The 21,764-nt window shown below is 55.6% G+C and carries 19 protein-coding genes and 1 riboswitch; of the genes, 12 read left to right on the top strand and 7 right to left on the bottom strand.

The features are described from left to right. Positions 1-1,725: an acetolactate synthase 3 large subunit gene (ilvI, locus tag ACOTYN_RS00730; protein ID WP_045281052.1), complete on the bottom strand. Its 1,725-nt coding sequence runs from the start codon at positions 1,723-1,725 to the stop codon at positions 1-3. Positions 1,726-2,104: 379 nt separating this feature from the next. Next, the gene (gene leuO, locus ACOTYN_RS00725) at positions 2,105-3,049 is read right to left on the bottom strand and encodes a transcriptional regulator LeuO (RefSeq protein WP_032629721.1); all 945 of its coding nucleotides are present in this window, start codon (positions 3,047-3,049) and stop codon (positions 2,105-2,107) included. Between the two features lie 615 nt (positions 3,050-3,664). On the opposite strand from leuO, the gene leuL reads away from it, so the two are divergent. From leuL to leuD, 5 genes are all read left to right on the top strand, one after another. After that, complete coding sequence (gene leuL, locus ACOTYN_RS00720; RefSeq protein WP_099458923.1) at positions 3,665-3,751, top strand: leu operon leader peptide; 87 nt, start codon at positions 3,665-3,667, stop codon at positions 3,749-3,751. A 91-nt stretch (positions 3,752-3,842) separates the two neighbouring features. Beyond that, positions 3,843-5,414, top strand: coding sequence for a 2-isopropylmalate synthase (gene leuA, locus ACOTYN_RS00715; RefSeq protein WP_014882534.1), 1,572 nt, complete (start codon positions 3,843-3,845; stop codon positions 5,412-5,414). Then, positions 5,414-6,505: a 3-isopropylmalate dehydrogenase gene (leuB, locus tag ACOTYN_RS00710; RefSeq protein WP_014882533.1), complete on the top strand. Its 1,092-nt coding sequence runs from the start codon at positions 5,414-5,416 to the stop codon at positions 6,503-6,505. Before leuA ends, leuB begins: the two co-directional genes overlap by 1 nt. Positions 6,506-6,507: 2 nt before the next feature. After that, on the top strand, positions 6,508-7,908 hold the full coding sequence (gene leuC / locus ACOTYN_RS00705; RefSeq protein ID WP_071922593.1) for a 3-isopropylmalate dehydratase large subunit: 1,401 nt from the start codon (positions 6,508-6,510) through the stop codon (positions 7,906-7,908). Between the two features lie 10 nt (positions 7,909-7,918). Beyond that, positions 7,919-8,524: a 3-isopropylmalate dehydratase small subunit gene (leuD, locus tag ACOTYN_RS00700; RefSeq protein ID WP_014882531.1), complete on the top strand. Its 606-nt coding sequence runs from the start codon at positions 7,919-7,921 to the stop codon at positions 8,522-8,524. Positions 8,525-8,616: 92 nt separating this feature from the next. Here leuD and ACOTYN_RS00695 read toward each other — a convergent pair whose 3' ends face one another. From ACOTYN_RS00695 to sgrT, 3 genes are all read right to left on the bottom strand, one after another. Continuing rightward, positions 8,617-8,769, bottom strand: coding sequence for a Hok/Gef family protein (locus tag ACOTYN_RS00695; RefSeq protein WP_010427008.1), 153 nt, complete (start codon positions 8,767-8,769; stop codon positions 8,617-8,619). 217 nt (positions 8,770-8,986) lie between these two features. After that, positions 8,987-10,165, bottom strand: coding sequence for a sugar efflux transporter (locus ACOTYN_RS00690; RefSeq protein WP_045134566.1), 1,179 nt, complete (start codon positions 10,163-10,165; stop codon positions 8,987-8,989). A 120-nt stretch (positions 10,166-10,285) separates the two neighbouring features. Further along, positions 10,286-10,438: a glucose uptake inhibitor SgrT gene (gene sgrT, locus ACOTYN_RS00685; protein ID WP_014882529.1), complete on the bottom strand. Its 153-nt coding sequence runs from the start codon at positions 10,436-10,438 to the stop codon at positions 10,286-10,288. Positions 10,439-10,526: 88 nt separating this feature from the next. On the opposite strand from sgrT, the gene sgrR reads away from it, so the two are divergent. The 4 genes from sgrR (at position 10,527) to thiQ (ending at position 15,605) form a co-directional block, all read left to right on the top strand. Next, complete coding sequence (gene sgrR / locus ACOTYN_RS00680) at positions 10,527-12,182, top strand: HTH-type transcriptional regulator SgrR (RefSeq protein ID WP_045269089.1); 1,656 nt, start codon at positions 10,527-10,529, stop codon at positions 12,180-12,182. Positions 12,183-12,218: 36 nt separating this feature from the next. Next, positions 12,219-12,319: riboswitch (TPP riboswitch) on the top strand. A 31-nt stretch (positions 12,320-12,350) separates the two neighbouring features. Next, on the top strand, positions 12,351-13,334 hold the full coding sequence (gene thiB / locus ACOTYN_RS00675) for a thiamine ABC transporter substrate binding subunit (protein WP_071922594.1): 984 nt from the start codon (positions 12,351-12,353) through the stop codon (positions 13,332-13,334). Further along, positions 13,310-14,920 (top strand): thiamine/thiamine pyrophosphate ABC transporter permease ThiP, encoded by a 1,611-nt coding sequence (gene thiP / locus ACOTYN_RS00670; protein WP_071922595.1) that lies wholly within the window; start codon positions 13,310-13,312, stop codon positions 14,918-14,920. Before thiB ends, thiP begins: the two co-directional genes overlap by 25 nt. Beyond that, positions 14,904-15,605, top strand: coding sequence for a thiamine ABC transporter ATP-binding protein ThiQ (thiQ, locus tag ACOTYN_RS00665; RefSeq protein ID WP_048995997.1), 702 nt, complete (start codon positions 14,904-14,906; stop codon positions 15,603-15,605). The genes thiP and thiQ overlap by 17 nt, the downstream gene beginning before the upstream one ends. A gap of 42 nt (positions 15,606-15,647) precedes the next feature. On the opposite strand, the gene ACOTYN_RS00660 is transcribed toward thiQ, so the two are convergent. Together ACOTYN_RS00660 and araC are read right to left on the bottom strand one after the other, a co-directional pair. Continuing rightward, a complete protein-coding gene (locus ACOTYN_RS00660; protein ID WP_071922596.1) occupies positions 15,648-16,415 on the bottom strand; it encodes a DedA family protein in 768 nt (255 codons plus the stop codon). Between the two features lie 128 nt (positions 16,416-16,543). Further along, a complete protein-coding gene (gene araC / locus ACOTYN_RS00655; RefSeq protein WP_014882516.1) occupies positions 16,544-17,389 on the bottom strand; it encodes an arabinose operon transcriptional regulator AraC in 846 nt (281 codons plus the stop codon). A gap of 337 nt (positions 17,390-17,726) precedes the next feature. On the opposite strand from araC, the gene araB reads away from it, so the two are divergent. From araB to araD, 3 genes are read left to right on the top strand one after another with little or no spacing between them, the layout of a single operon-like run. Beyond that, on the top strand, positions 17,727-19,436 hold the full coding sequence (araB, locus tag ACOTYN_RS00650; RefSeq protein ID WP_023332071.1) for a ribulokinase: 1,710 nt from the start codon (positions 17,727-17,729) through the stop codon (positions 19,434-19,436). Positions 19,437-19,446: 10 nt separating this feature from the next. Further along, entirely contained in the window at positions 19,447-20,949 is a 1,503-nt protein-coding gene (gene araA / locus ACOTYN_RS00645) for an L-arabinose isomerase (RefSeq protein ID WP_014882514.1), read from the top strand. Positions 20,950-20,996: 47 nt separating this feature from the next. After that, on the top strand, positions 20,997-21,692 hold the full coding sequence (araD, locus tag ACOTYN_RS00640; protein WP_047344034.1) for an L-ribulose-5-phosphate 4-epimerase: 696 nt from the start codon (positions 20,997-20,999) through the stop codon (positions 21,690-21,692). The last annotated feature ends 72 nt before the right edge of the window (positions 21,693-21,764 follow it).

The following is a 21,764-nucleotide window of genomic DNA, read 5'->3' as shown; positions in this document are numbered from 1 at the left end:
TCAGGTTCTCTCCGTTTTGCTTAACCACATTTCATCCATACCACCGCCGCGAATATGCATCGGATAAACGTGCTCGGTCCCATCAACGATGACATCCATAAAGACGAGGCGGTTGTTTTTAACCTGCTCAAGCGCTTGTGCGAGCGACGATTCCAGCAAAGCGGGATCGGTCACCCGCATCCCCACGTGGCCATAAGCTTCAGCAAGACGAACAAAATCCGGCAGCGACTGCATGTATGACTGAGAGTGACGGCCAGAGTAGATCATATCCTGCCACTGCTTCACCATACCGAGATAGCCGTTGTTGAGGTTAAGCACCAGTACCGGCAACTCATATTGCAGCGCGGTAGAAAGTTCCTGAATGTTCATCTGGATACTGCCGTCCCCGGTCACGCAGACGACGGTTTCATTTGGCAGTGCCAGCTTCACGCCCAGCGCGGCAGGCAAACCAAAGCCCATCGTTCCTAAACCCCCTGAATTGATCCAGTGACGCGGTTTATCAAAGGGATAATAGAGGGCGGCGAACATTTGATGCTGACCCACGTCTGAAGTGACATAGGCGTCGCCTTTCGTCAGTCGCCAGACCGCTTCAATCACGGCCTGAGGCTTAATATGCTCACTTTGAGTGTCATATTTCAGACACTGGCGCGCGCGCCACTGCTCAATTTGCAGCCACCAGTCGCGGATCTCATCCAGCGGTTGAGTCGTGCTCTCCTGGGTCAGCAGATCCAGCATTTGCTCCAGTACCTGCCGGGCATCGCCGACGATAGGCACATCAGCTGACACCGTTTTTGAAATCGACGTGGGGTCGATATCAATGTGCAACACCGTGGCGTTCGGGCAATACTTCGCCAGATTGTTGGTCGTACGATCGTCAAAGCGCACGCCGACGGCAAAGATCACATCGGAATGATGCATCGTCATGTTGGCTTCATAGGTACCGTGCATACCCAGCATGCCCAGCGCCTGACGGTGGGTGGCGGGAAACGCCCCGAGTCCCATCAGCGACGACGCAACAGGAAGATTGAGCTTTTCGATCAGTTCACGAAGCTGTGGCTCACACGCAGAATTGATTGCCCCACCGCCGACATAGACCACCGGTTTTTTAGCGGTCAGTAGCGTCTGCAGCGCACGTTTGATCTGGCCTTTGTGGCCCTGCGTGGTGGGGTTGTAAGAACGCATGCTTACCGATTCCGGCCAGACATAAGGCAGCTTGTTTGCCGGATTCAGGATATCTTTAGGCAGATCGACCACCACCGGTCCTGGACGTCCGCTTGCCGCCAGCCAGAATGCTTTTTTCAGCACGCCAGGAATGTCTTCGGTTTGCTTGACCAGGAAGCTGTGCTTCACAACGGGACGCGATATCCCGACCATGTCGCACTCCTGAAATGCGTCGTAGCCAATCAGTGAGGTTGCCACCTGCCCGGAGAGGATCACCAGCGGAATAGAGTCCATGTACGCGGTCGCAATGCCGGTAATAGCGTTTGTCGCACCGGGTCCCGACGTGACTAACACCACGCCCACTTCCCCCGTCGCACGCGCCAGGCCATCAGCCATATGCACCGCCGCCTGTTCATGACGAACAAGGATATGGTCAATGCCGCCTACCGTATGCAGTGCATCATAAATATCAAGGACCGCACCGCCAGGATAGCCGAACACTTGTTTCACGCCCTGATCGATAAGCGATCGGACGACCATTTCCGCGCCAGACAACATCTCCATGCTTTGCCTCCAGGCATTTTGTTATAGACGGACCGCCGAATTCATTTCTGCACCGTCTTGCGATCGGGATGAACCCGTCTTCTATTAGCTGAGTGATACTTACCTTAACCGCTCGTTATGAGGCAGGCAATTAGCAAACCCGGAGAGCGAAGAGGCGGTTAAAGCAGAAAAAACAGACATTGCCAGAGGATATGGTTAATTCATCTGAAATTAGAGGAGGAGATGATAAATCATCGTTGAAAAGCGCGATGATTCAGGAAATCATCTATTTTTACAGGTCTGGCAACCGCCAGAAAAGATTCAGAACAGAATAAAATAGCAGTTAACAAAACAAAACCAGGATAAACCACATGCAAAGATGCAATTTATCCTGACCTAATTAACGGCGGCAGATGCTGATAAGTAATTCTTCCATCCACTGATGCCCTTTGTCCCGCCCTGCAGCTTCATGCCAGGAGAGATAACAGGTACGGCTATTAAGCTTAAGCGGCAGAGGCAAAATTTGCAGATTTAACGCGTCAGAGAACTCTTCCGCCAGCCAACGCGGTGCAATAGCCACCAGCTGCGTCTGGGAAACGACGTTTAATACGCTGACCATTGCCATTCCTTGATATGCCACGCTCGCCTGTTTATCTGCTGTGTCGTACCACGGCAGACTAAATGAGGCATATCTGTCGAGCGCAACCACGGCATGTTGTTCGCTATAAACATCACTTTCACGTAGCGGAGCATTCAATCGTGGATGTTTTTTACTGGCAACCAATACCATTTCATCTTTAAACAACGGCACGCACGAAAATTCAGGGCGACGAAACTCTTCGTATCCCAGAACAAATTCGGTTTCCTGGTAACGTAACTGGTGTTCTGTGTTTTGATTTAAGGATGATTTGAACACCAGATTAATATTTGGCGCAATCTCTTCAACCTTATTATAAATAATAGATGTCAGATAATTATCTAACGGACTGCAGACGCAGAGATGGAATACGCGTTCACTGCTTAGTGGTTCAAAACCCGAGCCCGGCAGCTCATTTTGCACCAGTTGCAGAGCCTGGCGAATAGAGCCGAAGAGCTGGAATGCCCGCGCAGTAGGCTGAATCCCTCGTCCGTAGCGAACGAATAATTCGTCGTTGAACATCACCTTAAGCCTGGCAACGGCATTACTCACGGCAGGTTGTGACATCCCCAACGCTTGCGCCGCCCGGGTGATATTCTGCTCCTGCATGACAGCATCAAACACCGTCAGTAGATTAAGATCCACCGTGCGTAGCTGGGGTTTAATCCCATCTGTAACTTGAGGTTGTTTAATATTATTTTCTGACACTTCTGACTCCACTGTCACGCTACACAGCACGTCCTTCGCCGACGCATTGTAATAATCCCGAAAAATATGATTTACCATGCCAATACGTCCAACAAAAGAGAATTGTTTAAAAATCGGAATATATAAAGATCACGCGATAACACACAAATAAAAACCGGCATAACAGATATATTTGACTTTATAGTTAGAATGAAACCATAAACCAAGTCAATACACAATGGTCATCTGGTTAAGGATGACTTAAGTATAATTAAACTGTTATCGACTTTGCGTATACTTACGTTAATAATCTGTTATTCCCATTCATTCACGGCCAGAGAGAAAGAATGCCTATGTGAATGGTAAATCAATGATATTAAATACTTTAAAAAGAAAACATCCACGACGAAAAATACATATTTCAAAATACCTGCTAAATGTACTTATTTCTGCAAATGTTTTTTGAGTCCAATTTTAGACAATTCATATAGCCCGAAAAGCAAAATCCAGCACAATAAGCTAAAGCCTATAACCTGTCTGTTCAGTCTGTCGGAACCGTTTTTACCGTCAGGGGTTGACATGAACAGCCGTATCCAGTACCACTAAAAGTATATTGAATTTAACGGAGCACGATTCATGACACGCACCCATCGTTTCACCGGTCTACTACTACTAAACGCATCTTCTGTGCGCGGTAGACTGGCGGGCGAAATTCAGCGTTGAATCGTCACCAGTAAGACTAAAAACCCGCGCCACTGCGCGGGTTTTTTTATGCTCGTAGCAAGGCGCCCTAAGACTGACAAGGACCTAACCCATGAGCCAGCAAGTCATTATTTTCGATACTACTTTACGTGACGGTGAACAGGCATTACAGGCAAGCCTGAGTGTAAAAGAGAAGCTGCAGATTGCGCTGGCTCTCGAGCGAATGGGCGTCGACGTCATGGAGGTGGGGTTCCCGGTCTCTTCTCCGGGTGATTTCGAATCTGTACAGACCATTGCGCGCACCATTAAAAATAGCCGCGTCTGTGGCCTGGCACGCTGTGTAGAGAAAGACATCGACGTTGCGGCCGAGTCGCTGAAAGTGGCCGAAGCCTTCCGTATTCACACCTTCATTGCTACCTCGCCAATGCATATCGCAACCAAATTGCGCAGCACGCTGGATGAGGTGATTGAACGCGCGGTGTATATGGTTAAGCGCGCACGTAACTATACCGATGACGTTGAATTCTCTTGCGAAGACGCGGGCCGTACGCCAATCGAAGACCTGGCGCGCGTTGTGGAAGCCGCCATCAACGCGGGCGCGAAAACCATCAACATCCCGGACACCGTCGGCTACACCATGCCGTTTGAGTTCTCTAACATCATCACCGGCCTGTATGACCGCGTACCGAATATTGATAAAGCAATTATCTCCGTCCACACCCACGATGATTTGGGGCTGGCGGTGGGCAATGCCATCGCCGCCGTCCACGCCGGAGCGCGTCAGGTAGAAGGCGCGATGAACGGTATCGGTGAACGCGCGGGCAACTGTTCGCTGGAAGAAGTGATCATGGCGATCAAAGTGCGCAAAGACATCATGAACGTGCACACCCGCATCAATCACAACGAAATCTGGCGCACCAGCCAGACCGTCAGCCAGATTTGCAACATGCCGATCCCGGCCAACAAAGCGATTGTCGGCACGGGTGCGTTCGCGCATTCCTCTGGTATCCACCAGGACGGCGTACTGAAAAACCGCGAAAACTACGAAATCATGACCCCGGAATCTATCGGTCTGAACCAGGTGCAGTTGAACCTGACCTCCCGTTCCGGCCGCGCTGCGGTGAAACACCGTATGGAAGAGATGGGTTATCAGGACAGCGATTACAACATGGATCAGCTGTACGACGCATTCCTGAAGCTGGCCGACAAAAAAGGTCAGGTGTTCGACTATGACCTGGAAGCGCTGGCTTTTATTAACAAACAGCAGGAAGAGCCAGAGCACTTCCGTCTGGATTACTTCAACGTGCAGTCCGGCTCCAGCGACATCGCCACCGCCTCGGTCAAACTGGCCTGTGGTGACGAGATTAAAGCCGAAGCGGCAAACGGTAACGGCCCTGTCGACGCCATCTATCAGGCAATCAACCGCGTCACCGAATACGACGTTGAGCTGGTGAAATATGACCTGACGGCGAAAGGGCATGGTAAAGACGCTTTAGGCCAGGTGGATATCGTCGTCAATTACAACGGTCGCCGTTTTCACGGAGTGGGTCTGGCGACGGATATTGTCGAATCCTCCGCGAAAGCAATGGTGCATGTCCTGAACAACATCTGGCGCGCCGCTGAAGTCGAAAAAGAGTTGCAACGCAAAGCTCAGAATAAAGAGAACAACAAGGAAACCGTGTAATGTCGAAGAATTACCATATTGCTGTGTTGCCGGGTGACGGTATTGGCCCGGAAGTGATGGCACAGGCGCTGAAAGTACTGGAAGCCGTTCGCTCGCGTTTTGCGATGAAAATCACCACCAGCCATTACGACGTGGGCGGTATTGCCATTGATAACCACGGTACACCGCTGCCAAAAGCCACCGTCGAAGGCTGCGAAAATGCCGACGCCGTGCTGTTTGGCTCCGTCGGTGGCCCAAAATGGGAACACCTGCCGCCGGCTGAGCAGCCAGAGCGCGGCGCGCTGCTGCCGCTGCGTAAACACTTTAAGCTGTTCAGCAACCTGCGTCCGGCGAAGCTCTATCAGGGGCTGGAAGAATTCTGCCCGCTGCGCGCGGATATCGCGGCCAACGGTTTCGACATTCTCTGCGTACGCGAGCTGACCGGCGGAATTTACTTCGGTCAGCCAAAGGGCCGCGAAGGCAGCGGCCAGCATGAAAAAGCATTCGATACCGAGGTATATCACCGTTTCGAAATTGAACGTATCGCCCATATCGCCTTTGAGTCGGCGCGTAAACGCCGTCATAAAGTGACCTCCATTGATAAAGCAAACGTGCTGCAGTCGTCCATTTTGTGGCGTGAGATCGTCAGCGAAGTCGCGAAGCAGTATCCGGACGTTGAGCTGTCGCATATGTACATTGATAACGCGACCATGCAGCTGATTAAGGATCCCTCCCAGTTTGACGTGCTGCTCTGCTCTAACCTGTTCGGCGATATCCTGTCTGACGAGTGCGCGATGATCACCGGCTCCATGGGGATGTTGCCATCCGCCAGCCTGAATGAAGAAGGCTTCGGGCTGTACGAACCTGCCGGGGGCTCCGCACCGGATATCGCAGGCAAAAACATCGCCAACCCGATTGCACAGATCCTCTCCCTGGCTCTGCTGCTGCGCTACAGCCTTGATGCAGGTGATGCAGCAACCGCAATTGAAAACGCCATTAACCGGGCGTTAGAAGAAGGCGTCCGTACCGGTGATTTAGCACGCGGCACGGCAGCAGTCAGTACTGATGAAATGGGCGACATCATTGCCCGCTATGTCGCTGAAGGGGTGTAATCATGGCCAAAACCTTATATGAAAAGTTGTTTGATGCACACGTTGTCTACGCAGCACCAAACGAAACCCCACTGCTGTATATCGACCGTCATCTGGTACACGAAGTGACCTCCCCGCAGGCATTTGACGGCCTGCGTGCGCACAAGCGTCCCGTGCGTCAGCCGGGAAAAACCTTCGCGACGATGGATCATAACGTTTCCACTCAGACCAAAGACATCAATGCGTCGGGTGAGATGGCACGTATCCAGATGCAGGAACTGATCAAGAACTGCAACGAATTTGGCGTGGAGTTGTACGATCTGAACCACCCTTATCAGGGCATCGTCCACGTGATGGGGCCGGAGCAAGGGATTACCCTGCCGGGCATGACCATCGTCTGCGGTGACTCTCATACCGCAACGCACGGCGCGTTTGGCGCGCTGGCGTTTGGTATCGGTACGTCTGAAGTGGAACACGTTCTGGCGACGCAGACCCTGAAACAGGGCCGCGCCAAAACCATGAAGATTGAAGTGAAAGGTAAAGCCGCACCGGGGATCACGGCGAAAGACATCGTGCTGGCTATCATCGGCAAAACCGGCAGCGCAGGCGGTACCGGTCACGTAGTGGAATTTTGCGGCGACGCTATTCAGGCGCTGAGCATGGAAGGTCGTATGACCCTGTGCAACATGGCCATTGAGATGGGCGCCAAAGCAGGCCTGGTGGCACCAGACGAAACGACCTTCAACTATGTGAAAGGTCGTCTGCACGCGCCAAAAGGCCAGGATTTTGACGATGCGGTCGCGTACTGGAAAACCCTGAAAACCGACGACGGGGCAACCTTTGACACCATTGTCACGCTGCAGGCAGAAGAGATTGCGCCTCAGGTGACCTGGGGCACCAACCCGGGTCAGGTGATTTCCGTTAACGACAGCATTCCTGACCCGGCCTCCTTTGCCGATCCGGTCGAGCGTGCCAGTGCGGAGAAAGCGCTGGCCTATATGGGACTGAAGCCCGGTGTGCCGTTGACCGACGTGACCATTGATAAAGTCTTCATTGGATCCTGTACCAACTCCCGTATCGAAGATTTACGTGCTGCTGCAGAGATTGCTAAAGGCCGCAAAGTTGCGCCGGGCGTGCAGGCGCTGGTGGTTCCCGGTTCCGGTCCGGTGAAGGCTCAGGCAGAAGCGGAAGGGCTGGATAAGATCTTTATCGAAGCAGGTTTTGAGTGGCGTTTGCCGGGATGCTCCATGTGTCTGGCCATGAACAACGACCGTCTGAATCCAGGCGAACGTTGTGCTTCCACCAGCAACCGTAACTTTGAAGGCCGTCAGGGCCGCGGTGGGCGTACCCATCTGGTCAGCCCGGCAATGGCCGCCGCTGCAGCCGTTACCGGCCATTTCGCCGACATTCGCAGCCTGAAATAAGGAGACAATCATGGCAGAGAAATTTACCCAACACACAGGCCGGGTTGTCCCCCTGGATGCCGCTAACGTCGATACTGACGCCATCATTCCTAAGCAGTTTTTGCAGAAAGTGACCCGCACCGGTTTTGGTGCACACCTGTTCAACGACTGGCGTTTCCTGGATGATAAAGGCGAAGTGCCTAATCCAGAATTTGTTCTGAACTTCCCGGAATACACAGGCGCGTCCATTCTGCTGGCGCGGGAAAACTTTGGCTGCGGTTCTTCGCGTGAACATGCTCCCTGGGCGCTCACCGATTACGGCTTTAAGGTGGTTATCGCCCCGAGCTTCGCGGATATCTTCTACGGTAACAGCTTCAACAACCAGCTGCTGCCCGTGACGCTGAGTGACGAACAGGTTGATGAGCTGTTTGCGCTGGTTAAGGCGAATCCGGGCATGGCGTTTGAAGTGGATCTGGAAGCGGAAGTGGTTAAAGCGGGTGAGAAGACCTACAGCTTCAGCATTGATGCATTCCGCCGTCACTGCATGCTGAACGGTCTGGACAGCATTGGTCTGACGCTCCAGCATGAAGACGCCATCTCAGCGTACGAGAAAAAACAGCCTGCGTTTATGGGCTAAAGGCAATGGCCCGCGAAAAGCGGGCCATTGATAAGGGTGCGTTGAGGCTCAACCACTCTGGAGAGGCGGGGAAACCTTCCCCGCCAATACCGCTAACGTTTTGCTTCGTAAGCCAACACTGCTGCCAGCTCTGTTTTCTCCTGTCTGAAATGCAATTCACATAGCGAATCACGCACCATCCAGGTGAAGATCAATAGCGTCGTACAGATCAGAAACAAACCTAACAACAGAGTACGTTTTGGCATTCCAGCCTCCTTATTGCTTTTCGGCAATGAAGAGACTAACCTCGCAATGTGTGTTGTGAAGTTGGTCTCCCCATCAGTTTTATTGATGTGGGACTCTCCACTGTTTGCCTCTTGCGAAAGCCTGAGGCAAACAGCCTCAAGCACCCGCCACGCACTCTATGCGCCTTCCCTTCATCTGTCAGAAAGTCGTTTCATTTCGTGAAGCCGCCTTCCAGAATCAAACATCCTTAACCCGGCATGTCAGCCCAAGCGTGATGACCGAAATCGCGGCAATCATCCAGTAAACCGAGGCATGTCCGTAGCTCTGCGCCAGCGCTCCCTGAATCACCCCCGCCAGAATGACGCCTGTCGAAATGCTGTTGGTGAAAAGCGTGGTCGCCGAGCCAGCGCGTCCCGGCATTAAGTCCTGGAACCAGAGCATGCCGATCCCGGCCACGATCCCGATGAATATGGCATTGAACAGCTGCAGCGCCAGCAGTGCTTCGCGCGAATGGAAGAAGATCAGCCCAAGATAGAACAACACCCCGGCGGCAACCGCAACCACCATCATTTTGCGTTTACCGAAGCGCTTTACGTAATACCCTGCAAGAATCATCGCCGGAATCTCCAGCCCGGCAGCCGTTCCCATTAAGATCCCGGCGAGCTTGTCCGGCAGGCCGAGATCGCTGCTGATCCACAGTGGCATATCAATGATGTACATGGTATTGCAGGTCCACATCAGCGTGGAGGCGATAAACAACATACGGACGTTTTTGTCCTGCCAGCCGCTCACTTGCGTAATCGGTTTATCCGTCGTCTGTTCGACGCGCGCCACAGACGGTAATACGAAGGCAATCAGCGCCAGGCTGATGGCAAAAATCGCCGCGGCGATAGAGAACATGGCGGTAAAACCGTAGTTCAATGCCAGCATGAAGGCCAGCGGCGGGCCGATGACCCATGCCAGTGAAAGCTGAGCACGCATCACCGAGCTGAACATCACCACTTCCCGCGCGGAGTTATCCGCGTATTCTCGGGCCAGGGCGAAAAGCTGCGGCATGGCGGTATTCGCCAGCGACGCCAGCAGGACGCCGCAGGTAATGAGCGTCAGGTAATGGCGATTGAACGCAAAGAGTAGCGCGTTGCCCACGGCCATGGCGCAGCAAAAGAGGATCAGCTTGCGGCGATCGCCCTGGCTGTCCGATCGTTTCGCCAGCGCGAGGCTGACCAGGATCCCGGCAATGGCGTTAACGGTGTAAAACAGGCCGACCCAAAACGGCTGCGCCCCCACCTCGCGGCTGAGGAACAGGCTCAACGTCGGCGCCTGCAACGCCCCCGCCACGCCCATCATAAAGGCTACCAGCATAAAAGCGGCATATACGCCATTCAGGCGGCGCCCCATCGTCATCAACCACAGCATACGCAAGTCCTTGTGAAAGCGAATCGAAATTGGGTGAAAGAATAAACGAAAAAAGCCAGCAAAAACATTTTGCTGGCGGGTGATAAACACCAATACTCAGTCACACATGATCGAGGCGAGTTAGCGGGAAGAGGTCGGTTTCGTAACGTCCCACTGCATCAGTTCTTCTAACATTTTCAGCCGCTGCTCTGCACACCGGCGGGCCAGCCAGGACGCTCCTTTTGTCGCTGAAAAGTACTGCTGATAAAACTGACGTGCGGTAGACCTCTTCATAATTTACCTCCTCACTTCATCGGGGAGAATTATTGGCCTAATATAGGGATAAATAAATTGCTGGTTTTTTGTCAGGAGTTCCCCTTTTATGCCTTCTGGTCGTCTGCAACAACAATTTATCCGCCTCTGGCAGTGCTGCGAGGGGCAATCGCAGGAGACCACGCTCAACGAGCTGGCTGACCTGCTCAACTGTTCGCGCCGTCATATGCGCACGCTGCTTAACACCATGCAGCAGCAGGGCTGGTTAAGCTGGGAAGCGGAGGCAGGACGCGGGAAGCGCTCACGTTTGACCTTTCTCTATACCGGTCTGGCGTTGCAGCAGCAGCGCGCGGAGGATCTGCTGGAGCAGGATCGCATCGACCAGCTGGTGCAGCTGGTGGGCGACAAAGCCGCCGTGCGCCAGATGCTGGTCTCACATCTTGGACGTAGCTTTCGTCAGGGCCGCCACATTCTGCGGGTGCTCTACTACCGTCCGATGAAAAATCTGTTACCCGGCACGGCGTTACGGCGTTCTGAAACCCACATGGCCCGGCAGATTTTCAGCGGCCTGACGCGGATAAATGAGGAAAATGGGGAACTGGAAGCGGATATCGCGCATCACTGGCAGCAACTTTCCCCGTGCCACTGGCGCTTCTTCTTACGCCCCGGCATCCACTTTCACCACGGTCGCGAACTGGACATGCGCGACGTCATCGCCTCTCTGGAACGTGCCCGCAAGCTACCGCTTTATTCACACATTTCCCGCGTCCATTCCCCGACGGCATGGACGCTGGATATTGAGCTGTCGCAGCAGGACAAATGGCTTCCCTGGCTGCTGGGCTATGTGCCGTCGATGATTTTGCCCGCCGAGTGGGAGTCGCTGAACAATTTCGCCAGCCTGCCGATTGGCACCGGCCCCTACTCCGTGTCCCGCAATAACAACAATCAGCTGAAAATTCGCGCGTTTGATGACTACTTTGGCTATCGGGCACTGATCGACGAAGTGAACGTCTGGGTATTACCGGATCTTAATGAAGATCTCAGCTGCGGGCTGACGCTGGAAGGCCCCACCACGGGAGAAAAAGCGGTGGAGAGTCGTCTGGAGGAGGGATGCTACTACCTGCTGTTTGATAGCCGCACCCACCGCGGGGCAAACCAGGCCGTTCGTCAGTGGGTCAGCCACGTGCTGTCCCCCTCCAATCTGATCTACCATGCGGAAGAGCAGTACCAGACATACTGGTTCCCGGCGTACGGCCTGCTTCCGCGCTGGCACCACGCCCGCCCGGCGCACTGCGACAGACCTGCCGGGCTGGAGTCCATCACCCTGACCTACTACCGCGAGCACGTGGAGCATCGTTTTATCGCCGGGATCATGGCCAGGCTGCTGGCAGCCGAAGGCGTGACGCTGGAGATCAGAGAAGTGGACTATGACGAATGGCACCGGGGGGAGATCGTCAGTGATATCTGGCTAAACAGCGCCAACTTCACCCTGCCGCTCGATTTCTCGCTCTTTTCTCATCTGTATGAGATCCCGCTGATCCAGCACTGTATCAACCGTGACTGGCAGCAGGACGCTGCCCAGTGGCGCGCTGGCGACATGAATCTTGCCGTGTGGTGCCAGCAATTGCTGGCTGAACAGGCGATTGTACCTCTGATACACCACTGGCTGATGATCCAGGGTCAACGCAGTATGCGCGGTCTGCGGATGAACACCCTGGGCTGGTTTGATTTCAAATCAGCCTGGTTTGCGCCGCCGGAGCCATAACGCTTTCGTAATATTCACCAAATCATTACAATAGCGCCGTTCTCAACGGGGTGCTGCATCACAGATGTGCGCTGAGATAATACCCGTCGAACCTGATCCGGATAACGCCGGCGAAGGGATTTGAGGCTGTCGCTCAAAATCCTTTGCCACTCAACCCTGAGGTGCAAAGTGTTAAAAAAAGTTCTTCCTCTGCTGGCGCTGTTTGCGCTGCCTGCGTTCGCGAACCCCGTCCTGACGGTCTATACCTACGACTCGTTCTCTGCCGACTGGGGCCCAGGCCCGGTAATAAAAAAAGCCTTTGAAGCTGACTGTAATTGCGAGCTGAAATTCGTGGCGCTGGAAGATGGCGTGTCGCTGCTTAACCGTCTGCGTATGGAAGGGAAAAACAGCAAAGCCGACGTGGTGCTCGGGCTGGATAACAACCTGCTGGAAGCCGCCACGCACACCAAACTGTTTGCCAAAAGCGGCGTAGCGGCAGAGGCCGTCAACGTGCCGGGCGGCTGGAACAACGACACCTTTGTGCCGTTCGACTACGGCTACTTTGCTTTCGTCTATGACAAAAACAAGCTGAAAAATCCGCCGAAGAGCCTGAAGGAGCTGGTGGAGAGCGACCAGAAATGGCGCGTGATTTATGAAGATCCGCGTACCAGCACGCCAGGCCTGGGACTGCTGCTTTGGATGCAGAAGGTCTACGGGGAGAACGCGCCGCAAGCGTGGCAGAAGCTGGCCGCCAAAACCGTCACTGTGACCAAAGGCTGGAGTGAAGCGTATGGTCTGTTCCTGAAAGGCGAAAGCGATCTGGTGCTAAGCTACACCACCTCGCCGGCTTACCACATTATCGCCGAGAAGAAAGACAACTACGCCGCCGCGAATTTTGCCGAAGGGCATTATCTGCAGGTGGAGGTTGCCGCGCGTACCGCTGCCAGCAAACAGCCGGAACTCGCCGAGAAGTTCCTGAAATTTATGGTTTCTCCGGCGTTCCAGAATGCCATTCCTGCGGGCAACTGGATGTATCCCGTCACCCACGTTGCACTGCCAGCCGGTTTCGACCAGTTAACCAAACCACAAACGTCGCTGGAGTTTACGCCGCAGCAGGTGGCCGCGCAGCGAGCAGCATGGGTAAGTGAATGGCAACGCGCCGTCAGCCGTTAATTCCCGGCTGGTTACTTCCCGGACTGCTCGCCGCCATGCTGATGGTGGTAGTCAGTCTGGGAGCATTCCTTGCGTTGTGGTTTAACGCGCCGGAGAGCGATCTGCTCGCGCTCTGGCGCGATAGCTATCTCTGGCACGTCATTCGTTTCTCCTTCTGGCAGGCGTTTCTTTCTGCCCTGCTGTCAGCGCTCCCGGCTATTTTTCTTGCGCGGGCTCTGTATCGTCGGCGTTTCCCCGGAAGAGTAGTCCTGCTGCGCCTGTGCGCCATGACGCTGATCCTGCCCGTGCTGGTCGCGGTATTTGGTATCCTGAGCGTTTACGGTCGACAGGGCTGGCTGGCGTTGCTGTTTGCCCGGCTTGGTCTGGAATGGACCTTCTCGCCATACGGCCTGCAGGGCATTCTGCTGGCGCACGTGTTTTTCAATATGCCGATGGCAACGCGCCTCTTTTTGCAGGCACTGGAGAATATTCCCGGCGAACAACGCCAGATTGCCGCTCAGCTTGGCATGCGTGGATGGTCGTTTTTCCGCTTTGTCGAATGGCCTTGGTTAAGACGTCAGATTGCCCCGGTTGCCGCGCTGATCTTTATGCTCTGCTTCGCCAGCTTCGCCACCGTGCTTTCTCTCGGCGGCGGGCCACAGGCGACCACCATTGAGCTGGCGATTTATCAGGCCTTAAGTTACGACTACGATCCGGGCCGCGCCGCGCTTCTGGCGATCGTGCAGATGGCGTGCTGTCTGGTGCTGGTGCTGCTGAGCCAGCGCCTGAGCAAAGCGATTCCCCCGGGAAGCAATAGCCTCTCGGGCTGGCGCGATCCGCAGGATAGCCTGCACAGCCGCGTCTCCGATTTTATCCTGATCGTGCTGGCACTCCTGCTTCTGTTGCCACCGCTGCTGGCCGTTATCGTTGATGGCCTGAACAGGAATGTGGTGTCAGTACTGCAACAGCCCGTGCTGTGGCAAGCGACGTGGACCTCGGTACGCATTGCGCTGGCAGCCGGAGCGCTATGCGTGATCCTGACCATGATGTTGCTCTGGAGCAGCCGCGAGCTCTACGCGCGTCATGCCCGTAAAGCCGGACAAGCGCTGGAGCTGACGGGCATGCTGATCCTGTCGATGCCGGGCATTGTGCTGGCGACCGGCTTCTTTCTGCTGTTCAACACCACCGTCGGCCTGCCGGAAAGCGCCGACGGCATCGTCATTTTTACCAATGCCTTAATGGCCATCCCCTACGCGCTGAAAGTACTGGAAAATCCTATGCGGGATGTCAACAGCCGCTACAGCGTCCTGTGTCAGTCCCTTGGGATAACCGGCTGGCGGCGGTTAAAGGTGGTGGAACTTCGCGCCCTGAAACGCCCCCTCGCCCAGGCACTGGCCTTCGCCTGCGTACTCTCCATCGGGGATTTTGGCGTGGTGGCCCTTTTCGGCAATGACGATTTTCGCACGCTGCCGTTCTGGCTTTATCAGCAGATTGGCTCCTACCGCAGCCAGGACGGGGCCGTCACGGCGCTGCTGCTGCTTCTGCTGTGCTTTGGACTCTTTACCGTTATCGAAAAACTTCCGGGGCGTGATGTTAAAACTGACTGATGTAACCTGGCTTTACCAGCATCTGCCGATGCGCTTCACGCTCTCCGTGCGTCAGGGAGAGATTATTGCGGTGCTTGGCCCAAGCGGTGCGGGAAAAAGCACGCTGCTCAATTTGGTTGCGGGGTTTCTGCAGCCGGCAAGCGGATCGATAATCATTGAAAATCGGGACCATACCCATACGCCGCCTGCAAAACGTCCTGTCTCCATGCTGTTTCAGGAAAACAACCTGTTTACCCACCTGACGGTGCGGCAAAACATCGCGCTGGGGATGCATCCGGGACTCAAGCTGAACGTCCCCCAGCGCCAGAAGCTGGAGGTCATTGCCGCCCAGATGGGGATCGCGGAATTTCTCGACAGGCTGCCCGGCGAGCTTTCCGGCGGCCAGCGTCAGCGCGTGGCGCTTGCCCGTTGTCTGGTCCGCGAACAGCCGATACTGCTGCTGGATGAACCGTTCTCTGCGCTCGACCCGGCGCTGCGCCAGGAGATGCTGACGCTTGTGCAGGACGTCTGTCAGCGCCAGCAGCTGACGATGCTGATGGTTTCTCACAGCATCGAAGATGCCGCACGGATTGCCCCCAGATCGGTGGTCATTGCCGAAGGACGAATTGTGTGGGATGGGATGACAGAAGAACTTCTGAAGGGTAACGCTGCCGCGTCGTCGCTGCTGGGCATCAGCGCAGTCTGATGCCATCACTCTGGCCCTCTCCCACAGGGAGAGGGAAACACATTAACGGCTCACCACCTTCAACAGGATTTCACCGTACACCGGCATCAGAGGATGGCGAATTAGCGCGACCAGCGCCACCACCGCAATGCCCAGCATCAGGGGGGCCAGCCACAAAAGACGAGTGCGCGGAAGATAGCGTGTCAGGCGATCGACACTGGCTTTCGCGCTGCGCCACAACCGCCAGCACAGCCACGCAGCCAGCCACAGCAGCACCGCCGTTGCCAGCAACAGCCACTTAAACTCACCGCTTTGCATGCCGTCAGGAATATCGATGGCCGCACCGGCCAGGATCCCCGGCAGGAAGTAGAACGGCGGCCAGAAGACGCAGCCGATGATGTTCGGCACCACAAACTTTGCAACGGGCAGATCCAGCATTCCGGCAACCATCGGCACCAGAGGACGCGTGGGTCCAACAAAGCGGCCGACGAGAATAGTAAACATGCTGTGCTGATGCAGCGCATGCTCGGTTTTATCCAGCAGCGCTTTGTTCTTTTTCATGAACGACCAGCGGTGCAGCGGCTTCTTAAAGCGCCAGCCCAGCCAGAAGGATATCCAGTCGCCCAGCAGGCAGCCGATTATCCCGGCCAGCCACGCCTGCCAGAAATTGACCTCACCGCTGCCAATCAGCGCGCCAAGACCCGCCATCATCACGGTGCCGGGCAGGATTAACCCCACGAGCGCCAGCGACTCCAGAAAGGCCACCAGCGCCACGGCGATGAGCGAATACATAACGGACTGGGTAATAAAGTGTTCCAGCAATGCCTGCATAACTATTCCGGTCAGAAAACGAATCAGCGATTCTGCTTAGCGCCCCGCACTGCGTCAAGGCAACAATTGTCTGAATAGTTTACAGGTAGCTTTCTGCGTTCACCTGTTTGTTTATCTTTTTTTACCGTTTATTCACATCCCGCGCGGAATTCACTCGGGCTGGCACCGGTGCATTTTTTAAAGACGCGAGAAAAATAGAGCTGATCTTCAAAGCCAACGTTACGCCCCACGGTGGCAATCGGCATCCGGGTGGTGCTGAGCAACAGTTTCGCCTGGCTGATACGCTGATCCTCACGCCAGCTCAGGACGCTGACGCCAAGCTGCTGGCGAAACAGATGTGACAGCCGTGACGGCGACAGACAAACATGCTGGGCGACGCTGGCAATATCGAACTGACTGTCGGCGAGATGGTCGCTGATGTACTGGCAGGCGTCGCGCACGCGGTTATCCAGCGGAGGATTAAGCGACTCGTTAATGGCCTCCATCCGTCGCAGCAGCAGTTGTTCAAGCAGGTTTATCGCCAGCAGTTCAGCGTAGCGACCACCAGCCTGCCCCGCGTCAATAATCTGCGCGAACAGCTCACGGAACTGCGCCAGATGCACTTCATCCGGGCGATAAAAACCGGTGTGCGCAAAAATAGCAGGCCAGGTAAGCCACTCCTGCCAGTAGGCGCGCGGACGGAAATAGACCCACTGGTGATACCACTCTTTGGCATCCGGATGACGGCCATAGTGGTGGATCTCCCCCGGCGGGAACAGCAGGATATCGCCGGGGCGGCAGACGAACTGCTGGTCGCCATTCTTGATGATCCCCTCTCCGCGCACGGTCAGGTTGAGGATATACCCTTTCATCCCGAGCGGTCGGTCGACGTAAAAATCGAGATATCCCTCAGCCTCGATAGGGGTCAGCCCTGCCACAAGGTGCGCGTTAAACGAGTATCCCGGCAACAAGGGATCGTTTTGCGTTTCGGCCATAGATTCAGTTCTCCCAACGGTCCTGAAGGAAACCAATTGTCCATATCACTAAAAGCAGGTTAAAAATGGTCTGCGAAAAGATCCAGAAAGCATCACGCCTCTTTTACGTCCGCCATGTTTCAGCCTTTCCCCCTGATTTCTCCGCCAGAGGAGGCAGATAAGCAGTAACAAAAGTGTCTATAAGTGCGGCAGAAATGTCCACATTGAATATTTGCACGGCGTCACACTTTCCGCTGTAACAGCAATTTAATCCATAAGATTAGCGGATCCTGCCTGACGATTTTTGTCCCCAGTCTCTAATGTTCTTCCATACCTGTTTTTCGGATGGAGCAACACCATGGCAATTGCAATTGGCCTCGATTTTGGCAGCGACTCGGTTCGCGCGCTGGCAGTGGACTGTACGACTGGCCAGGAGATAGCAACCAGCGTTGAGTGGTACCCGCGCTGGCAAGAGGGGCGCTACTGTGATGCGCCAAATAACCAGTTCCGTCACCACCCGCGTGACTATATCGAGTCGATGGAAGCGGCCGTCAAAACCGTTCTGGCGGAGCTGACGGATGCTCAGCGGGCCGATGTCGTTGGGATTGGCGTCGACAGCACCGGCTCAACGCCTGCCCCGGTGGATGCCGAAGGCCGCGTACTGGCGCTGCGCCCGGAATTCGCCGACAACCCGAACGCCATGTTCGTGCTGTGGAAAGACCATACCGCCGTGGAAGAGGCCGAAGCCATCACCCGTCTTTGCCATCAGCCTGGCAAAACAGACTACTCACGCTATATCGGCGGGATTTACTCCAGCGAATGGTTCTGGGCCAAAATCCTGCATGTCACCCGTGCCGATGCGACCGTTGCGCAGGCTGCGGCGTCATGGATTGAGCTGTGCGACTGGGTTCCCGCCCTGCTCTCCGGCACCACCCGTCCGCAGGATATTCGCCGCGGACGCTGCAGCGCCGGGCATAAATCCCTGTGGCATGAAAGCTGGGGCGGTCTGCCTCCGGCAGCCTTCTTCGATGAACTCGACCCGATTATCAATAAAAACCTGACCTACCCGCTGTTTACCGACACCTTCACCGCCGATATTCCGGTGGGCACGCTCTGCGAAGAGTGGGCAAAACGCCTCGGCCTGCCGCAGAACGTGGCGATTTCCGGGGGCGCGTTTGACTGCCATATGGGTGCAGTGGGGGCGGGCGCACAACCTAACACGCTGGTGAAAGTTATCGGCACCTCCACCTGCGACATTCTGACGGCGGATAAAGCCACCGTTGGCGATCGCGCAGTAAAAGGCATTTGCGGCCAGGTTGACGGCAGCGTGGTGCCGGACTTCATCGGTCTCGAAGCGGGTCAATCCGCGTTCGGCGATATCTACGCCTGGTTTGGCCGCGTGCTGGGCTGGCCACTGGATCAGCTCGCGGCTGCGCATCCTGAACTGAAAAGCCAGATCGCCGACAGCAAAAAACAGCTTCTGCCACAGCTCACGGAAGCCTGGGCGAAAAATCCGTCTCTCGATCACCTGCCGGTGGTGCTGGACTGGTTTAACGGCCGCCGCACGCCGTTTGCCAACCAGCGACTGAAAGGGGTGATTACCGATCTCAACCTGGCGACCGACGCCCCTGCGCTGTTCGGTGGCCTGATTGCCGCCACTGCCTTCGGCGCGCGCGCCATTATGGAGTGCTTCACCGAACAGGGTATCGACGTGAATAACGTGATGGCACTGGGCGGCATCGCCCGTAAAAATCCGGTCATTATGCAGGCATGCTGCGACGTGCTGAACCGTCCGCTGCAGATTGTCGCGTCCGATCAATGCTGCGCGCTGGGCGCGGCGATTTTCGCCGCCGTGGCAGCCGGTGTCCACGCGGATATCCCCACCGCGCAGCAGCATATGGCGAGCGCCGTCGAAAACACACTCCAGCCGCGTGCCCAGCAGGCACAACGCTTTGAACAGCTTTATCAGCGCTACCAGCAATGGGCAAAAAGCGCCGAACTTCACTATCTCCCTGTCGCCGCCCCGTCAAAACACACCGCGGACACGACGGCAACCCTGACCCATTAAGGACACGATGATGACCATTTTTAATAATTATGAAGTGTGGTTTGTGATTGGCAGCCAGCACCTGTACGGGCCGGAAGCGCTGCAGCAGGTGACGAAACATGCGGAGCACGTCGTTAATGCCCTCAACGCGGAAGCCAAACTGCCATGCAAACTGGTGCTGAAACCCCTGGGTACAACGCCGGATGAGATCACCCATATCTGTCGCGACGCGAACTACGACGACAAGTGCGCCGGTCTGGTCGTGTGGCTGCACACCTTCTCACCGGCCAAAATGTGGATCAACGGCCTGTCTATCCTCAACAAACCGCTGCTGCAGTTCCATACCCAGTTTAACGCCTCCCTGCCGTGGGACAGCATCGATATGGACTTCATGAACCTGAACCAGACCGCGCACGGCGGCCGCGAGTTCGGCTTCATCGGCGCGCGTATGCGTCAGCAGCATGCCGTCGTGACTGGTCACTGGCAGGACAGCCAGGCGCAAAACCGTATCGGCTCGTGGATGCGTCAGGCGGTATCGAAACAAGATACCCGCCATCTGAAAGTGGTGCGTTTCGGTGACAACATGCGTGAAGTGGCGGTCACCGATGGCGATAAAGTCGCAGCACAAATCAAGTTCGGTTTCTCCGTCAATACCTGGGCGGTGGGCGACCTGGTGCAGGTAGTGAATGAAATCAGCGATGGCGACGTGAGCGCGCTGGTAGACGAGTACGAAAGCCGTTACCGCCTGACGCCTGCGGCACAAATCAACGGCGACAAGCGCCAGAACGTGCTGGATGCCGCGCGCATTGAGCTTGGCATGAAGCGCTTCCTGGAACAGGGCGGCTTCCACGCCTTTACGACAACGTTTGAAGACCTCCACGGCCTGAAACAGCTCCCGGGTCTGGCAGTACAGCGTCTGATGCAGCAGGGCTACGGCTTTGCAGGCGAAGGCGACTGGAAAACTGCCGCTCTGCTTCGCATCATGAAGGTGATGTCAACCGGTCTGCAGGGCGGCACCTCCTTTATGGAGGATTACACCTACCACTTCGAAAACGGCAACGACCTGGTACTCGGCTCGCACATGCTGGAAGTGTGCCCGTCTATTGCGGTGGAAGAGAAACCGATTCTTGACGTGCAGTACCTCGGCATTGGCGGTAAAGCCGATCCGGCTCGTCTGATCTTCAACACCCGCACGGGCCCGGCCATCAACGCCAGTCTGATCGACCTGGGCGATCGTTTCCGCCTGCTGGTGAACTGCGTCGATGCAGTTGAAACGCCGCATTCACTGCCAAAACTGCCGGTCGCCAACGCCCTGTGGAAAGCACAGCCAGACCTGCCAACCGCGTCAGAAGCCTGGATCCTGGCCGGTGGCGCGCACCACACGGTGTTCAGCCACGCGCTGGATCTGAATGACATGCGTCAGTTCGCCGAGCTGCACGATATCGAACTGACCGTGATTGATAACGACACCCGCCTGCCTGCGTTCAAAGATGCGCTGCGCTGGAACGAAGTCTATTACGGTTCGAAACGCTAAGTACGGAATGCCCGGTGGCACCGTGTTCACCGGGCAGGGAGACAACAATGTTAGACGATCTCAAACGACAGGTGCTCGAAGCCAACCTGGCGCTGCCGAAACATAACCTGGTGACCCTGACCTGGGGCAACGTCAGTGCCGTTGACCGCGAAAAAGGTGTGTTCGTGATCAAGCCTTCTGGCGTGGATTACACGGTGATGACGGCAGACGATATGGTGGTGGTCAGCATCGAAACGGGTGAAGTGGTGGAAGGCAACAAAAAACCCTCCTCCGATACGCCTACCCACCGTCTGCTGTATCAGTCATTCCCGACCATCGGCGGCATCGTGCATACCCATTCGCGTCACGCCACCATCTGGGCGCAGGCGGGCCAGTCCATTCCGGCCACGGGTACCACCCACGCGGATTACTTTTACGGCACCATTCCCTGCACGCGCTTAATGACCGAGGCGGAAATCAACGGTGAGTACGAGTGGGAAACCGGCAACGTGATTGTCGAAACCTTCGAAAAACAGGGTATCGACGCGGCGCAGATGCCTGGCGTGCTGGTGCACTCCCATGGTCCCTTCGCCTGGGGTAAAAACGCGGAAGACGCGGTACATAACGCCATCGTGCTGGAAGAGGTCGCCTATATGGGGATCTTCTGTCGCCAGCTCGCGCCACGGCTACCGGATATGCAGCAAACCCTGCTGGATAAGCATTACCTGCGCAAGCACGGCGCGAAAGCGTATTACGGGCAGTAGCTTGTAGGCCGGATAAGCGCAGCGCCATCCGGCAAAACAGACACTGTATAAAACCCCAGCAAACACCCCTTG

The sequence above is a fragment of the Enterobacter cloacae complex sp. IR5458 genome (assembly GCF_049238025.1).
Lineage (GTDB): Bacteria > Pseudomonadota > Gammaproteobacteria > Enterobacterales > Enterobacteriaceae > Enterobacter > Enterobacter kobei.
Note: the sequence above shows the minus strand (reverse complement) of the source record. Positions and strands in the feature narration are given on the sequence as shown.

Coding starts and splice junctions, on each gene's coding strand:
- sgrT (WP_014882529.1), bottom strand. CDS start 10,438: ATGAAGAGGTCTACCGCACGTCAGTTTTATCAGCAGTACTTTTCAGCG.
- leuB (WP_014882533.1), top strand. CDS start 5,414: ATGTCGAAGAATTACCATATTGCTGTGTTGCCGGGTGACGGTATTGGC.
- ACOTYN_RS00660 (WP_071922596.1), bottom strand. CDS start 16,415: ATGCAGGCATTGCTGGAACACTTTATTACCCAGTCCGTTATGTATTCG.
- ilvI (WP_045281052.1), bottom strand. CDS start 1,725: ATGGAGATGTTGTCTGGCGCGGAAATGGTCGTCCGATCGCTTATCGAT.
- ACOTYN_RS00690 (WP_045134566.1), bottom strand. CDS start 10,165: ATGCTGTGGTTGATGACGATGGGGCGCCGCCTGAATGGCGTATATGCC.
- thiQ (WP_048995997.1), top strand. CDS start 14,904: ATGTTAAAACTGACTGATGTAACCTGGCTTTACCAGCATCTGCCGATG.
- leuA (WP_014882534.1), top strand. CDS start 3,843: ATGAGCCAGCAAGTCATTATTTTCGATACTACTTTACGTGACGGTGAA.
- araB (WP_023332071.1), top strand. CDS start 17,727: ATGGCAATTGCAATTGGCCTCGATTTTGGCAGCGACTCGGTTCGCGCG.
- araC (WP_014882516.1), bottom strand. CDS start 17,389: ATGGCCGAAACGCAAAACGATCCCTTGTTGCCGGGATACTCGTTTAAC.
- thiP (WP_071922595.1), top strand. CDS start 13,310: ATGGCAACGCGCCGTCAGCCGTTAATTCCCGGCTGGTTACTTCCCGGA.
- leuC (WP_071922593.1), top strand. CDS start 6,508: ATGGCCAAAACCTTATATGAAAAGTTGTTTGATGCACACGTTGTCTAC.
- leuL (WP_099458923.1), top strand. CDS start 3,665: ATGACACGCACCCATCGTTTCACCGGTCTACTACTACTAAACGCATCT.
- leuD (WP_014882531.1), top strand. CDS start 7,919: ATGGCAGAGAAATTTACCCAACACACAGGCCGGGTTGTCCCCCTGGAT.
- araA (WP_014882514.1), top strand. CDS start 19,447: ATGACCATTTTTAATAATTATGAAGTGTGGTTTGTGATTGGCAGCCAG.
- araD (WP_047344034.1), top strand. CDS start 20,997: ATGTTAGACGATCTCAAACGACAGGTGCTCGAAGCCAACCTGGCGCTG.
- sgrR (WP_045269089.1), top strand. CDS start 10,527: ATGCCTTCTGGTCGTCTGCAACAACAATTTATCCGCCTCTGGCAGTGC.
- ACOTYN_RS00695 (WP_010427008.1), bottom strand. CDS start 8,769: ATGCCAAAACGTACTCTGTTGTTAGGTTTGTTTCTGATCTGTACGACG.